Below are 15,462 nucleotides of genomic sequence, written 5' to 3' on the forward strand. Positions count from 1 at the left end.
CTATTTGCGGTTGGCGAAGTAGTCGCGCCGAAAATCGGCCGCGAAGGCATCGAAGCGCTGTTGGGCGATAGCGTCGCGCATGCCCTGCATGAGCTGCTGGTAGAACCAGATGTTGTGCTCGGTCAGCAGCATCGCGCCGAGCATCTCGCCCGAGCGGATGAGGTGGTGCAGGTAGGCGCGGGTATAGGTCTGGCAGACCGGACAACCGCAGCGCTCATCGACAGGCCCGGTATCCTCGGCATGGCGCGCGTTGCGCATGTTGAGGGGACCGTTCCAGGTGAACGCCTGCCCATTGCGTCCCGAGCGGGTGGGCAACACGCAGTCGAACATGTCGACCCCGCGTTCGACCGCGCCGACCAGATCGTCGGGCTTGCCCACGCCCATGAGGTAGCGCGGACGATCCTCAGGCAACTGCTGGGGCGCAAATTCAAGCGTCGCGAACATCGCTTCCTGCCCCTCGCCAACGGCCAGACCGCCAATGGCGTAGCCATCGAAGCCGATGTCGACGAGCGCATCCGCGCTGGCCTTGCGCAAGCCTTCGTCGAGCGCGCCTTGCTGGATACCGAAGAGCGCCGAGCGCTCGGCATGTTCCTCGCCGCTGTCGAAGCCCTCGCGGCTGCGCCGGGCCCAGCGCATCGACATCTCCATCGAGCGCGCGATGACATCGCGCGGCTGGTCGATCTTGGGGCATTCGTCAAAGGCCATGACGATGTCCGAGCCAAGCAGGCGCTGGATTTCCATCGAGCGCTCGGGGCTGAGCATGTGGCGCGAGCCGTCGAGGTGGCTGGCGAAGGTCACTCCCTCCTCGGTGATCTTGCGCAGGTCCGAGAGGCTCATCACCTGGTAGCCGCCGCTGTCCGTCAGGATCGGGCGATCCCAGTTCATGAACTTGTGCAAGCCCCCCAGGCGCGCCATGCGCTCGGCGCCCGGGCGCAGCATGAGGTGGTAGGTGTTGCCAAGGATGATGTCGGCCCCGGCGGCGCGCACGTCCTGCGGCTTCATCGCCTTGACCGTGGCCGCGGTGCCCACGGGCATGAAGGCAGGCGTGCGGATCTCGCCCCGGCGCATCTGGATGACACCGGTACGGGCCCGACCGTCGCGGGCGTGGATCGAAAACTGGAAACGCGGTTTCATGCCCCGCCCGTTAGAGCATTTTCCCGAGAGATGGAATTATCTGATGGTTCGGAAAAGAACACGGCGAACCCACCGCTCCAGACGCATCAGAAGCCATAGACCAGTGAGAAGCTCGAGGTCGTATCAGTCTTGAGCGTTCCGGTCGCCGGTGAGGTTTCGTGCTCGAAATTGTAGGAGAGCTTCAGCTTGATGTGATCGGTCATCGCGGTTTCGAGCGCGGTGAGCGAGGTGAAGGTATTGTTTTCCGTGCTCACATACCCGCTGGCAACCTGCGAGAGCTTGACCGTTTCATTGAGCTTCCATGCGAAATCCAGCGACATGAGAGCGGAATACTGAGTGTCGCCAGGCTGATCGACATAGTCGATCACACGCATCGCCGGGCCTGCCTCAACCGAAAGCGTCATGGCACTTGTATTGATCAGGCGTCGGCCGAGACCGCCGGAGAGCGAGAAGCGGTTGTCGAAGCCCGAAATCGGGTCCTTCTCATACTGCGCGCGCGAATAGATGAAGTAGCCTTCATGCAGCGTGTAACGCGGCTGGTAGGCAAAGACGTACTTGTTGTTCGTCGTGCGCCCTTCGGTCTCCTGGTAGTTGGCACTGGCGGTAATCGTGTGCTGCCACTTGATTCCCTGCCGGTCGAACTTCATGCCGCCCGTCACGCCGAAGTTATTGGTGTTACCGGTGTTGCGAAAGCCGCCCAGCTCAACCTGCCCCTTCCAGAGCTGAAGAATACCGGCCTGCCGGATCCGACGCTGCTTCGCTTCGAACTTGGCACGCTCCTCGGCCGCACGGCGATCGCGGTAGCTCTTGTGCATGCCCCGGATCTCGTCCTTGAACCAGGGCTGCACCTTGATCGCGAACTTCACGACCGCATCAACCTCGGCGTCCTCGTCACCCTTCATCGATTCCTCGAGCATGGCCCGCACGTTGCGCGGCAAGCTCGGGCGCTCGGCATCGACGAAGGGGATCGGCTCCACGAAGGTCGGAAGCAAGACGACGACGGGCCGGGGGGGAATGGGATCGGGCATCGCGATGACGTCCCAGTCCACGGCGCTGCCCTCCGGAGGCTCATCTTGCGCGAAGGCCGGAACGGAGAGCAGGACAAGGGGAAGGACGAGGCTTGACCGGAAGCGAAAAGGCATTGGCGATGGTTACGTAATCACGAACGCAAACGCCAGCCCGTTGCAAAGATTCGTGCAATAATTGCAATGCAGAGAGCCAGGAAGCCGAGCGCCATGAGAAGCGAGACGATAACCGGGAAATCCGCCTGGCCATAGAAGCACCAACGCAGGCCATTGACGAGATAGACCATCGGATTGGCGAGAGCCACCGAACGCCAGGGCTCGGGCAGGAGGTCGATCGAGTAGAAGGTCCCGCCCAGAAACGTCAGCGGCATCACGAACAGCGAAGGCACCATGCCCACCTGCTCGAAGCTCTTGGCCCAGATCCCGAGGATGAACCCGAAGAGCGAGAACGAGGCCGAGACAAGCAGGACAAATCCGAGCACCAGCACCGGATGGACAATCGTGTAGTCGACGAAGAAGCGCGCGGTCCCCAGAATGATCGCGGCAAGAACCAGCGATTTCGTCGCCGCCGCCCCCACGAAACCGACAAGGGTCTCGGCAAAGCCCACGGGGGCCGAGAGCAACTCGTAGATCGCGCCCGTGAAACGCGGCATGTAGATGCCAAAGGCGCCGTTCGCCGTACTCTCGCTCAGGAGTGTGAGCATAAGCAGGCCGGGCACGATGAAAGCGCCGTAGTCGACCCCCTCAAGGCCGGACTCCATGCGGCCACCAATGGCCGCGCCGAAGACGACGAAGTAGAGCATCGTCGAAAGCAACGGCGCGATAATCGACTGGAGCGCGGTGCGCAGGGCCCGCGCAAGTTCATGCTTGTAAATGGTCCACGCGCTGCGGGCGTTGAACAGGCTCATGCGCCCTCTCCCGTGTCGGACTGGTTTTCGAGGAGGTTCACGAAGATCTCCTCCAGGTTGGATTCGCGGATGTCGATGGCGATATAGTCGACCCCGTGGGCGATCAGCGCCTTGGTGAGCGCGGCCACCTCGGACTTGCCCTGCCCGGTGCCGTCCCCACCCCGGTAGACAAGCGCACGGCCATCTTCAGCCAGGCTCAGCGAGTGACCTGCAAGCCCCTCGGGGACGGCGGACATCGGCGCTGCCAGCGTGAAGACCGCTTCGGTGCGGCCGAGCCGGGCCATCATGGCGCGGGTCTCCTCGACCATACGGATGCGCCCCTTCTGGATGATCCCCACGCGGTCGGCCATTTCCTCGGCCTCCTCGATGTAATGGGTGGTGAGGATGATCGTGGTGCCCTGCTCGCGCAGCGCGGAAATGTGCCTCCACATGTCGCGGCGCAGTTCCACGTCCACGCCCGCCGTGGGCTCGTCGAGGAACAGCAGTTCGGGATCGTGGGCGAGCGCCTTGGCGATCAGGACGCGGCGCTTCATGCCGCCCGAAAGAGCGCTCAGCGATTCCTCGCGCTTGTCCCAGAGGCTGAGCGCGCGCAGGATTTTCTCCACCCGCACCGCATCGGGCGCAAGGCCGAACAGGCCGCGCGAATAGTTCACCGTGTGGAGCACCGTCTCGAACATGTCGGTGGCCAGTTCCTGAGGGACGAGCCCGATGCGGCGGCGCAAGGTCCGCCAGTGGCGTCCCATGTCCTCACCAAAGGCCCGGATCGTGCCCGAGCTGGGCTGAACGAGGCCGCAGACCGCGCCGATCAGCGTGGTCTTGCCCGCCCCATTGGGCCCCAGAAGCGCGAAGATCTCGCCCTTGCGAATGGTCAGGTCGACACCGTTCAGCGCGGTGAAGCCCCCGTCATAGGTCTTGGTCAGACCCTCGATTTCGAGAATGTCCTGCATGGCCGGGAACATGGGAGGAAGCCCACGCGCTTCCAAGCCCCCACGCGGCAATTGCCGGACAAAAAAGAGATCAGGCCTTCGCGCCCGGGATCAGCAGGCTGGAATCGCCGTAGCTGTAGAAGCGGTAGCCGTGCTCGATGGCGTGGGCATAGACCGCCTGCATTTTCTCCAGCCCCATCAGCGCCGAGACGAGCATGAAGAGCGTCGACTTGGGCAGGTGGAAGTTGGTCATCAGCCCGTCGATCGCCTTGAAGCGGTAGCCCGGCGTAATGAAGATCGCGGTGTCGCCCTCGAAAGGACGGACCACGCCGTCCTCGCCGGTCGCGCTTTCCAGAAGTCGCAGGCTGGTCGTGCCGACCGCGATGATGCGCCCGCCCGCCGCGCGCGCGGCGTTGAGGCGATCCGCCGTCTCGGCGTCGATCCGGCCCCATTCGGAATGCATCTGATGTTCGGCGGTGTCGTCCGCCTTGACCGGAAGAAAGGTGCCCGCCCCGACATGGAGCGTCAGCGTCTCGCGCCCAATCCCGGCCGCATCGAGCCGCGCGACCAGTTCAGGCGTGAAGTGCAAGGCCGCCGTAGGCGCGGCCACCGCGCCCTTCTCGCGCGCGAACATGGTCTGGTAGTCGCTCTTGTCCGCCTCGTCGGTGTCGCGCTTGCCCGCGATGTAGGGCGGGAGCGGCATGCGCCCGGCGCGTTCGAGCAGGATCTCGACCGGCTCTTCACCCTGAAAGGCCAGCGTCCAGCTGCCGTCGTCCCAACGTTCCTCAGCGATGGCCTCGACCTCAGCGGGAAATTCGATGCGGTCACCAACCTTGAGGCGCTTGCCATTGCGCACGAAGGCCTGCCACCGGCGCAGGTCCAAGCGCTTGTGCAGGGTCGCGCCGATGCGCGCCTCGCCGCGGCGGCCTTCAAGCTGGGCGGGAATGACGCGGGTGTCGTTGAAGACGAGGATATCGCCCGGGGCGAGGACCTCTGGGAGCTCGCGCACGATGCGGTCGGCCAGCGGCGCATCGCCATCGGCCACAAGAAAACGTGCCGCATCGCGGGGCTTGGCCGGGCGCAGCGCGATGTTCTCGGTTGGGAGATCGAAATCGAAAAGGTCTACTCGCATGACGGGCAGCCGCTAGACGCGAAACACGCCTGCGGCAAGATGCAAGCGGCCCGGAGGCCTCTTACTGCGAGGCCGAGTTGTTGAGATCGTCGAGCGTGACGGGTGTATCGTCGGTCACCGCCGGAGCGGGCGCCGCCGGCTTCCCCTTGTGCTCGGAGAAGAGCGAAGCCTGGACGATCTTCGTGGGATCCTCGGGCGGTTCGCCGCGGTGGATCGCATCGACGTAGTTCATGCCAGCGATGACGCGGCCGAACACGGTGTACTTATGGTCGAGCGCGAAGCGCGGATAGAACACGATGAAGAACTGGCTGTTCGCGCTGTTGGGATCGTTGGTGCGCGCCATCGCAACCGAGCCGCGCACGTGCGGCATCGCATTGAATTCCGCTTCCAGGTCGGGAAGGGCGGAGCCGCCCTGCCCGGTGCCCGTCGGATCGCCAGTCTGCGCCATGAAGCCATCGATCACGCGGTGGAAGATCAGACCGTCGTAGAAGCCTTCGCTGGCGAGCTTGCTGACACGTTCGACGTGGTGGGGCGCCCATTCGGGCACGAGGCGGATGAGCACGCGGCCACCGTTGCTGAGGTCGAGGACCAGCACGTTCTGCGGATCATGGCTCGGGTCCATGTCGATCTTGGTGGGCAGCTGCGCCGGAGCCTCGGTGGCCGCGGCGTCCTTGTCCTTGGCGAACGCGGCCGGGCTGGCAAGTACAGTGGCACCCAACATCAGCGCGGCAACGGTAAGGCGAAATTTCATGGATTACTCACAAGCTCGAAAACCGATCCTCGGCAGGGCGATAGAGCCCTCTCGCTGTCGGTACAATGAATGATTTTGCGGGATGCCCCCGCGCTCAGTAGTCGCCGAGGCGCCCCCGCGCGTCGATCCGGGCGATCACGTCCTCGCGCACGGCCGGGCTCACGAACTTGGTGATATCGCCCCCGAACAGCGCGATCTCCTTGACCAGCTTGGAGGCGATCGGCTGCAGGCTGACGTCAGCCATCAGGAACACGGTCTCGATGTCGGGATCGAGCTGCTGGTTCATGCCGGCCATCTGGTATTCGTACTCGAAGTCCGCGACAGCGCGCAGGCCCCTGAGGATGATCGTTGCGTTCTGCCGCTTCGCGAACTTCATCAGGAGCGCATTGAAGGCGACCACCGTGACGTTCTCGACGCCCAGTTCCTTCACCTCCCGCTCGACCATGGCCATGCGCTCTTCGGGCGTGAACATCGGGTTCTTGGACGGATTGGTCGTCACCCCGATGATCAGGCGATCCACCAGCTTCGCGCCGCGCCGGATGATGTCGGCATGGCCCAGCGTAATCGGATCGAACGTGCCGGGATAGACGCCCACGCGCTCCGCAGTCCGGGTCTCAGTCATTTCGGCTTCCTCCATGCGGCTCGCGGGCCGCGGCTTCCTGCCTTGATGTGCGCTGCCTTGCGCGAGAAAATCAGTGATCGCGCTCGACGATATAGCGCGCAACGCTGCGCAGAAGATCGGCTTCCTCGCCATGCCCCGAAAGGTGCCCGACGGCCTGTTCCACCAGCATGCGGGCCTGTTCGCGCGCACGGTCCGCGCCCATCAGCGAGACGAAGGTGGCCTTGCCCGCATCGGCATCCTTGCCCACGGCCTTGCCCGCCACCTCGGCATCGCCTTCATGATCGATGAGGTCGTCCGCGATCTGGAAGGCCAGCCCGATGTCGCGCGCATAGCTGCGCAGGTGCGTGCGTCCCTCGGGCGGAACATGGCCCAGGATTGCGCCCATCTCCACCGCGGCGCCCAGCAGGGCCCCGGTCTTGAGCTGCTGGAGGCGCGTGATCGTGTGCAGGTCGAATTCGGACGTTTCCGCCACCAGATCCATCATCTGGCCGCCCGCCATGCCTTCCGCCCCGCTGGAAGTCGCCAGCACGCGCACCAGTTCGATGCGGGTGAAGGGATCCGCGCTTGTCGCCGGATCGGACAGCACCTCGAAGGCAAAATCGTGCAGGGAATCGCCCGCCAGGACCGCTGCCGATTCGTCGAAGGCCAGATGCAGGGTCGGCTTGCCGTGGCGCAGGGCATCATCGTCCATGCACGGCAGGTCGTCGTGGATCAGTGAATAGACGTGGATCGATTCGAGCGCGATGGCCGCGCGGATTGCCGCCTCGCGCTGAACGCCATACATGCCCGCAACCGCCGTCAGCAGCAGCGGACGCAGCCGTTTGCCCCCACCGATGGCGGCATAGCGCATCGCCTGGTAGAGACGCGCACGCGCATCGTCGGGTACCGGCAGCAGCGCATCGAACGCGCCATCCACTTCGCCCGCAATCGCGACCAGCGCCTCTTTCAGCAGCGAATCGCCCGAAGCCCCCTCTCCCACCTCTCAGCGCTCCGGCGTGTCGAAGGGCTGGGTGGAGACGGGCGCGCCGTCGGGCCCGGTCACGATCTTCTCGATCCGGGCCTGGGCCGCATCGAGCCGCTTCTGACAGTGCTGACGCAGCTTCTCGCCCTTTTCATAGAGCGAGATCGAATCCTCCAGCGGCACTTCACCGCTTTCCAGCTGGCGCACAATGGTTTCCAGTTCGCGCAGCGCGTCTTCAAAGCTGAGCGTGTCGAGTTCGGGTGTCTGGGCATCCATGCGCCAAGCAATGGCGCTGCCCGGCACAAGGGTCAAGGTCGCACAGCCCTCTTCCGACAGGCAATTCGTGCATCAAAGGCCGGATCCGCGATATTGGAGACTAGCAAGCGCGCATCGACATGGCTAAGGGCCTCCCCATGAGCGAAATCACCCCTGACGTCGTCGAGGCGCATGGCCTCAGCCCCGAGGAATACGAGCGCGTCGTGAACGCGATGGGCCGCGTGCCCAATCTCCTTGAACTCGGCATCTTCTCGGTCATGTGGTCCGAGCACTGCTCGTACAAGTCGAGCCGCTTCCACTTGAAGCAGCTCCCGACCGAGGCGCCCTGGGTCATCTGCGGCCCGGGCGAGAACGCGGGCGTGATCGACATCGGCGACGGCCAGGCCGCCATCTTCAAGATGGAAAGCCACAACCACCCCTCGTACATCGAACCCTACCAGGGTGCGGCGACGGGCGTCGGCGGCATCCTGCGCGACGTCTTCACGATGGGCGCGCGCCCGGTCGCGAACATGAACGCACTGCGTTTCGGCCGCCCTGAACACCCCAAGATGAAGCACCTCGTGCAGGGTGTGGTTTCGGGCATCGGTGGCTATGGCAACTGCGTGGGCGTTCCGACTGTCGGCGGCGAGACCAACTTCCACAAGGCCTACGACGGCAACATCCTCGTCAACGCGATGACCGTGGGCGTCGCGGACACCGACAAGATCTTCTACTGCGCCGCGACCGGCCTTGGTAACCCCATCGTCTATGTCGGCTCGAAGACCGGCCGCGACGGCATCCACGGCGCGACCATGGCGTCCGCCGACTTCGACGAGAAGTCCGAAGAAAAGCGCCCGACCGTGCAGGTTGGCGACCCCTTCACCGAGAAGCTGCTGATCGAGGCATGCCTCGAGCTAATGGCAACCGACGCCATCGTCGCGATCCAGGACATGGGCGCGGCGGGCCTCACCTCGTCTTCGGTCGAGATGGCCAGCAAGGGCGGCGCAGGCATCCGCCTCGACATGAACCAGGTGCCCTGCCGCGAAGAGGCGATGACGCCCTACGAGATGATGCTGAGCGAGAGCCAGGAGCGTATGCTCATGGTGCTCAAGCCCGGCAAGGAAGCCATGGCCGAAGCCATCTTCAAGAAGTGGGAACTCGACTTCGCGGTGATCGGTGAAGTGACCGACACCGGCCACATGGTCCTCGAATTCGACGGCGACGTGGTCTGCGACATTCCGCTTGGGCCCTTGGCTGACGACGCGCCGGAATACCAGCGCCCCTATGTCTCGGCTGAGGACTACAAGGCCTGGGCCGCGGTCCCCGCGATGGGCGATGTGCCCGCGACCACCGATCTGGGCGCAGACCTCACCACGCTCATCGGCTCGGCCGACCTCGCCTCGCGCGCGTGGATCTGGCAGCAGTACGACAGCCAGGTCGGCGCCGACACGATGCAGAAGTCGGGCGGTGATGCTGCAGTCGTGCGTGTCCACGACACGAAGAAGGCGCTCGCGATCAGCACCGACTGCTCGCCGCGCTACTGCTACGCCGACCCTTACGAGGGCGGCAAGCAGGCCGTGGCCGAGACCTACCGCAACATCTCGGCCGTAGGCGGTCTGCCGCTGGCGATCACCAACTGCCTCAACTTCGCCAACCCCCAGCGCCCGGAAATCATGGCGCAGATCGTCGGCTGCCTGAACGGTATGGGCGATGCCTGCCGCGCGCTCGACTACCCGATCGTGTCGGGCAATGTGTCGCTCTACAACGAATCGAAGGCCACCGGCGGCGGCTCGGCGATCCTGCCGACCCCGGCGATCGGCGGTGTCGGCCTGCTTGCCGATCACGACGCGATGGCCACCATTGCCTTCAAGAACGAAGGCGATGAAATCTGGCTGATCGGCGGCAAGGGCTCGCACCTGGGTCAGTCGCTCTGGCTCAAGACCATCGCGGGCAAGGAAGCGGGCGACGCGCCCGTCGTCGACCTCAAGGCCGAGGCCGCGAACGGCGGCACGGTGCGCAGCCTGATCGGCGCGGGCACGGTCAACGCCGTCCACGACATTTCGGATGGCGGCCTTCTCGTCGCGCTGGCCGAAATGGCGCTGGCAAGCGGCCTTGGCTGCACGCTCGAAGGTGAACTGACCACCGCCGAAGCCTTTGGCGAGGACCAGTCGCGCTATGTCGTGACGGCCCCTGCAGGAACCGAGATCCCGGGTGCCGAGAAGATCGGCACCGTTGGCGGCTCCTCGGTTGCCGGTGTCGAAGTCGCCGAACTGCGCCGCGTCAACGAGGCGTTCTTCAAGGACTGGATGGAAGCCTGATCGGCTTTCCTTGAGGAAACACACTTCCCGGCCGCCCCCGCACCACAAGGTTCGGGGGCGGTTTCGTTTCGGCACAGCCCAAAATTCAGAGCTTGGCCTCTTCCAGGCTTCTGGCGAAGAGCGCGAGCAGGTCGGGATCGAAACTGCCGCGTGTGCGGCGCATCTCGTCGAGCGCCATCGCGCTTGACCAGGCCTGCTTGTAGCTTCGGCTTGAAATCAGCGCGTCGTAGACATCGCAGATCGTCGCAACACGAACCGGCTCGGCAATGTCCTTCGCGATCAGCCCGCCCGGATAGCCACTGCCATCGAGCCGTTCATGGTGATGGCGGCAGACCGCGATCATCATCGGGCTCGCCAAACCCCAGCGCTCCAGAAGCTGGCCTCCGCTTTCGGCATGGCCGCGCATGACCTCAGCCTGGGCCGCGTCGAGGCGCCCCGGCTTGTCGAGTATCTCGTCCGGGATTGTCAGCTTGCCGATGTCGTGAAAAAGGCCCGCAAGGCCCATTTCCAGGACATATTCCCGGTCGTGCCCGGCGTGATGTGCAAAGTTCATCATCAGGCACGACACCGCAAGCGCGTGCGAGCGCAGACCCCTGCGCCCGAAATGGTCATGCACCGATGTCAGTATCCCCGCGCGATTTTCGCGCAGCCAACGCTCGATCTGGATGACAAGCCTGCGCGCCTCCTGCAGCCCCGAAGGCTCTGCGCGCAGGACCTCCTGCGCAATACGGCCCAGGCGAAGGCGCACATCGACGCGGATGTCCATCTCGGTCTCGGGCGTCCAGGGCATGGATTCGAGCCAGCCCCCTCGGGACGTCCGCCCGCTCTCTGCAATCCAACCGCCGCCAAAGGCCATAAATTCCGCGTGTCCCGTGCCTTGACCATCAAGCTGCGGTCCAACCACCATAGCTGCGTTTACAAACTCTTAATGGCCCCTCGTAGGTGCATAAAGAACGGCGTTTTTGCGTGACATGTGCAAGCACGGGGTCTGGCTAGCGCCATGCTTCGGGGGCACCCGCCGTGAAAACTCAGCCGTGCACCCAGTCCTGCTCGTCGATACCCAGAAGGCGCAGAACGTCGGTAAGGTCGCCCCGGTCGATCCAGCCATTGGCCGCAAGGCGCGCCTTGGGCTTGGCGTGGTAGGCGATGCCGTAGGTCGAGGCCTCCAGCATCGGAATGTCGTTGGCGCCATCGCCCGTCGCAAGGCTGGGCACAAAGTCGCCGCCTTCGCCCGCAACAGCCGCGATTTCGGCCAGCAACGTCGCCTTCTTGACCGAACTGTCAACCACCGGCCCGGCCAGTTCACCGGTCAGCTTGCCATCGGCGACGGCGAGGCGGTTGCCCACGACGTGCTCAAACCCCAGCATCGCGGCAATGGGATCGGCGAAGTGGTGGAAGCCGCCGGTGACGAGCACGGTGCGGCAGCCGAACTTCTTGAGCGTCTCGACCAGCGTCTTGGCGCCGGGCATCGGACGGATACGCTCGGCCAGGCAATCATCGACCGCATTCTCGCGCAGCCCTGCGAGAAGCCCTACCCGCTCGCGCAGCGCCGATTCGAAATCGAGCTCGCCCTGCATCGCGCGCTCGGTGATGTCCGCGATCCGCTCCTTGAGCCCGGCGAAATCGGCCAGCTCGTCGATGCATTCCTGCCCGATCATCGTCGAATCCATGTCCGAGATGAAGACCTTGGGCAGGAACGGCTCATGGTCGGTGACAAGGCCATCACTCGCGCCGAAATGGGCGTCCAGCGTTTCGCGCAGGACATCCGCACCATCGTCGGGCGAGGCGATCTGGAGCGTCCTGTCACAGAAGTCGAGCATCGCCGCCGAGGCCAGGCGCACCCCGCCCTTCTCCATCTCGGCGCGCACGGTGTCGATTTTTGCCGAGAGATTTTCTGCGTCTGCTATCAGCCGGGCGATGAGCACTACCAAATTCCTTGATGCGAAATATGATTCCAAGGCCGAGGACCGGCCGCCGCTGGCGCTCATTGCAGGGCCGACGGCCAGCGGCAAGAGCGATTGTGCGGTAGCCTTGACCCAGGAGCTGGAGAAGCGCGGCCGCAGCGCCGTGGTTCTCAACGCCGACGCCTCGCAGGTCTATGCCGATATTCCGATCCTGAGCGCTTGTCCGACCGAGGAAGAGCGCGGCGGGATCACGCACCGCCTGTTCGGCACCTGGGACGCGGCCACGGCCTGTTCTGCGGCCGATTGGGCCACGGCCGCCCGCGCGGAGATTGCCGATGCCCATGAACGCGGCGCGGTCCCGATCCTCGTCGGCGGCACCGGCCTCTATATCCGCACCCTGCTTGACGGCATCGCCCCGATCCCGGCCATCGATCCCGCCGTGCGCGAGGCGGTGCGCGCCCTCCCCGTCGCCGAGGCGCACGCCGCGCTTTCCCACGAAGACCCGGCGCGCGCCGCGCAGCTCGCCCCGGCGGACACCACTCGCGTGGCGCGCGCGCTGGAAGTCGTGCGCTCCACTGGCCTCCCCCTTGCCCATTGGCAGGAACGCAAGGAAGGCGGGATCACCGATCAGGTCACGCTCTTCCCGGCCATCCTCATGCCCGAACGGCAATGGCTCTACGAACGCTGCGACCTGCGCTTCACGCGCATGGTAGAGGCTGGCGCCCTCACCGAAGTCGAGGCGCTTCTGGCGCGCCAGCTTGATCCCGACCTGCCCGCAATGCGCGCAATCGGCGTACCCGAACTGGCCGCTCACCTGCGCGGCGAGATCACCTGCGAGGAGGCCATCGCGCGCGGCACGCAGGCAACGCGCCGCTACGCCAAGCGCCAGTTCACCTGGCTGCGCCACCAGCCCCCGGAAGACTGGCCCCGAATCGAGTCTGAAAATTACACCTTAAAGTCCATTTGCGATATTTTATTTCGACGTTTTGGGTTGACGTGATATTTCGCAATGCCTAAAGGCTGCCTCGTCAAGCCCTCGGAAGTTGGGCTCGGAGGAGAGGATGACCCGGCGCGGCGATTGCCGTGCCGGGTCCGCTTCTTTGGAGGGAAACCCTCCTGACTTATCCATCTCGCGGCCCCCGGATTTCCGGGGCCCTGAGGCAAAAAGGAACGTGTTGTGAGTGACGAGCGCAGCGGCGCGAACATCCTGGTCGAAAGCCTGGTCCGGCAGGGCGTCGAATTCGTATTCGGCTATCCCGGCGGGGCGGTTCTACCGATCTACGATGCCCTATTCGGCGATGAACGCCTGCGTCATATCCTCGTGCGGCACGAAGCCGGCGCGGCCCACGCAGCCGAAGGCTATGCCCGCTCGACCGGCAAGCCCGGCGTCGTGCTGGTCACCTCGGGCCCGGGCGCGACGAACGCCATCACCGGCATTGCCGACGCGTACATGGATTCGATCCCGCTCGTCGTCATCTCGGGCCAGGTCGCGACCAACCTGATCGGTTCGGACGGCTTCCAGGAAGCCGACACGGTCGGCATCTCGCGCCACTGCACCAAGCACAACTACCTCGTGAAGGACCCGGCCGATCTTGCCGCGGTCATCGACGAGGCGTTCCAGATCGCGACGACCGGCCGCCCCGGCCCGGTCCTCATCGACATTCCCAAGAACGTCCAGGTCGCCACCGCCACCTGGAGCGACGCGCCCATCCAGCGCCGTGATCGTTACGTGCCCCGCCTGCGCGCGGACACCAACGAGATCGCCGAAGCGATCGAGATGATCGCCTCGGCCCGCGCGCCCGTGCTCTACACCGGCGGCGGCGTCATCAACTCGGGCCCGCACGCCACCGCGCTGCTGCGCGAACTGCAGGCCAAGACCGGCGCGCCCGTCACCTCGACCCTGATGGGTCTGGGCGCGTTCCCGGCGGATCACGCGGACTGGCTCGGCATGCTGGGCATGCACGGCACCTACGAGGCCAACCTGGCGATGAACCAGGCCGATCTCATCGTCTGTGTCGGTGCGCGCTTCGATGACCGCGTGACCGGGCGTCTCGATGCCTTCGCGCCCAACTCGAAGAAGATCCACATCGACATCGACCGCGCCTCGATCAACAAGATCGTGCCCGTCGACCTGCCGCTCGTGGGCGACTGCGGCGAGATCCTGAGCCAGCTTCTCGAAGCTTGGGGAACCCGCGCACCGCAGGACCTGTCGGGCTGGAAGACCCGGATCGACACCTGGCGTGAACGCAACAGCCTCGCCTATCCCGGCAACACCGCCGCGATCATGCCCCAGCACGCGGTCGAGCGCCTGTTCGAACTGACCAAGGCGAAGGACCCGATCATCGCCACCGAAGTCGGCCAGCACCAGATGTGGGCGGCGCAGTACTTCCACTTCTTCGGTCCGAACAAGTGGCTGACCTCGGGTGGCCTTGGCACGATGGGCTATGGCCTGCCCGCCGCCATCGGCGCGCAGCTCGGCAACCCGGACAGCCTCGTCATCGACATCGCGGGCGACGCCTCGATCCAGATGAACATCCAGGAGATGGGCACCGCCAGCCAGTACCGCCTGCCGGTCAAGGTGTTCATCCTCAACAACGAATGGATGGGCATGGTGCGTCAGTGGCAGGAGCTCACCTACGAGAGCCGCTACTCGAATTCCTACTCGAGCAGCCTGCCCGACTTCGTGACGCTGGCGGAGGCCTATGGCTGGAAAGGTATCCGCATCGAGAACGAAGGCCAGCTTGATGCTGGCATCGAGGAAATGATGGCCTATCAGGGCCCGGTCATCGTCGATTGCCGCGTGGCCAAGGAATCGAACTGCTTCCCGATGATCCCCTCGGGCGCGGCCCATACCGAGATGATCCTCTACGGCGATGCCGTTGCCGGTACGCTCGACGATGCCGCCAAGGCGCTCGTCTGAGCGCTCTTGCGAACCCAGGAATACGGACAATGATGCAGATTAAGCAAGAGGTCGAGGAACGGCACGTCCTGACCGTCATGGTCGACAACGAAGCCGGTATCCTTGCCAAGATCGCCGGGCTGTTCACCGCACGCGGCTACAACATCGACAGCCTCACCGTGGCCGACATCACCGAGAACCACTCGGTGAGCCGGATCACCATCGTCACCCACGGTCCGCCGAGCCAGATCGACCAGATCCACGCGCAGCTCGAACGCCTCGTGCCCGTGCACAAGGTGGTCGACCTCACCGAAGCAGGCCCGCACGTGCAGCGCGAACTCGCGCTCATCAAGGTCGCGGGCGTGGGCGAAAAGCGCGTCGAGGCGCTGCGCGTCGCCGACGTGTTCCGCGCCAAGGCGGTCGACACGACCACGTCCAGCTTCGTCTTCGAGCTCACCGGCAGCCCGGAGAAGATCGACAGCTTCGTTGCCATCATGCGCGAGCTGGGTCTTGTCGAAGTGGGCCGCACCGGCATCGTCGCGATGATGCGCGGCGCCGAGGAAGCCTGACCAATTAATCCCAACTTCGCGTCGCACCGCACTTGATTGCGGGCAGGCGGTCGATAAA

General features: G+C 64.8%; 15 protein-coding genes. 4 read left to right on the forward strand and 11 right to left on the reverse strand.

Annotated features, from left to right (window positions below):
• From tgt to LC060_RS11360, 9 genes are all read right to left on the reverse strand, one after another.
• Complete coding sequence (gene tgt, locus LC060_RS11320; protein WP_226635633.1) at positions 1–1,134, reverse strand: tRNA guanosine(34) transglycosylase Tgt; 1,134 nt, start codon at positions 1,132–1,134, stop codon at positions 1–3.
• Positions 1,135–1,220: 86 nt separating this feature from the next.
• Positions 1,221–2,276 carry a YdiY family protein gene (locus LC060_RS11325; protein ID WP_226635635.1) on the reverse strand — a complete coding sequence of 352 codons (1,056 nt, stop codon included), beginning with the start codon at positions 2,274–2,276 and terminating at the stop codon, positions 1,221–1,223.
• 17 nt (positions 2,277–2,293) lie between these two features.
• Positions 2,294–3,067, reverse strand: coding sequence for an ABC transporter permease (locus LC060_RS11330; RefSeq protein WP_226635637.1), 774 nt, complete (start codon positions 3,065–3,067; stop codon positions 2,294–2,296).
• Positions 3,064–4,026, reverse strand: coding sequence for an ABC transporter ATP-binding protein (locus tag LC060_RS11335; protein ID WP_413465109.1), 963 nt, complete (start codon positions 4,024–4,026; stop codon positions 3,064–3,066). Before LC060_RS11335 ends, LC060_RS11330 begins: the two co-directional genes overlap by 4 nt.
• Before the next feature lie 58 nt (positions 4,027–4,084).
• Positions 4,085–5,125, reverse strand: coding sequence for a tRNA preQ1(34) S-adenosylmethionine ribosyltransferase-isomerase QueA (gene queA / locus LC060_RS11340; protein WP_226635638.1), 1,041 nt, complete (start codon positions 5,123–5,125; stop codon positions 4,085–4,087).
• Between the two features lie 61 nt (positions 5,126–5,186).
• Positions 5,187–5,876, reverse strand: a complete 690-nt coding sequence (locus tag LC060_RS11345; RefSeq protein WP_226635640.1) for a peptidylprolyl isomerase — start codon at positions 5,874–5,876, stop codon at positions 5,187–5,189.
• Between the two features lie 94 nt (positions 5,877–5,970).
• Complete coding sequence (coaD, locus tag LC060_RS11350) at positions 5,971–6,498, reverse strand: pantetheine-phosphate adenylyltransferase (protein WP_226635642.1); 528 nt, start codon at positions 6,496–6,498, stop codon at positions 5,971–5,973.
• 70 nt (positions 6,499–6,568) lie between these two features.
• Positions 6,569–7,477, reverse strand: coding sequence for a polyprenyl synthetase family protein (locus tag LC060_RS11355; protein ID WP_226635644.1), 909 nt, complete (start codon positions 7,475–7,477; stop codon positions 6,569–6,571).
• A 3-nt stretch (positions 7,478–7,480) separates the two neighbouring features.
• Positions 7,481–7,735, reverse strand: a complete 255-nt coding sequence (locus tag LC060_RS11360; RefSeq protein WP_226636511.1) for an exodeoxyribonuclease VII small subunit — start codon at positions 7,733–7,735, stop codon at positions 7,481–7,483.
• 137 nt (positions 7,736–7,872) lie between these two features.
• Here LC060_RS11360 and purL point away from each other — a divergent pair, with 137 nt between their 5' ends.
• Positions 7,873–10,032: a phosphoribosylformylglycinamidine synthase subunit PurL gene (gene purL / locus LC060_RS11365; RefSeq protein WP_226635646.1), complete on the forward strand. Its 2,160-nt coding sequence runs from the start codon at positions 7,873–7,875 to the stop codon at positions 10,030–10,032.
• Between the two features lie 85 nt (positions 10,033–10,117).
• Here purL and LC060_RS11370 read toward each other — a convergent pair whose 3' ends face one another.
• The gene (locus LC060_RS11370; protein WP_226635648.1) at positions 10,118–10,822 is read right to left on the reverse strand and encodes an HD-GYP domain-containing protein; all 705 of its coding nucleotides are present in this window, start codon (positions 10,820–10,822) and stop codon (positions 10,118–10,120) included.
• Positions 10,823–11,060: 238 nt separating this feature from the next.
• Positions 11,061–11,957, reverse strand: a complete 897-nt coding sequence (gene serB / locus LC060_RS11375) for a phosphoserine phosphatase SerB (RefSeq protein WP_226635649.1) — start codon at positions 11,955–11,957, stop codon at positions 11,061–11,063.
• Here serB and miaA point away from each other — a divergent pair.
• The 3 genes from miaA to ilvN all read left to right on the forward strand — a co-directional run bounded on the left by miaA (position 11,950) and on the right by ilvN (position 15,404).
• The gene (miaA, locus tag LC060_RS11380) at positions 11,950–12,936 is read left to right on the forward strand and encodes a tRNA (adenosine(37)-N6)-dimethylallyltransferase MiaA (protein WP_226635651.1); all 987 of its coding nucleotides are present in this window, start codon (positions 11,950–11,952) and stop codon (positions 12,934–12,936) included. The two genes, serB and miaA, sit on opposite strands and share 8 nt — an antisense overlap.
• A 177-nt stretch (positions 12,937–13,113) precedes the next feature.
• Positions 13,114–14,856, forward strand: a complete 1,743-nt coding sequence (gene ilvB / locus LC060_RS11385) for a biosynthetic-type acetolactate synthase large subunit (protein ID WP_226635653.1) — start codon at positions 13,114–13,116, stop codon at positions 14,854–14,856.
• A 29-nt stretch (positions 14,857–14,885) separates the two neighbouring features.
• Complete coding sequence (gene ilvN / locus LC060_RS11390; protein ID WP_413465110.1) at positions 14,886–15,404, forward strand: acetolactate synthase small subunit; 519 nt, start codon at positions 14,886–14,888, stop codon at positions 15,402–15,404.
• Positions 15,405–15,462 lie beyond the last annotated feature (58 nt).

Origin of the sequence: Novosphingobium profundi (assembly GCF_020524485.1) — a bacterium.
Taxonomy (GTDB): domain Bacteria; phylum Pseudomonadota; class Alphaproteobacteria; order Sphingomonadales; family Sphingomonadaceae; genus Novosphingobium; species Novosphingobium profundi_A.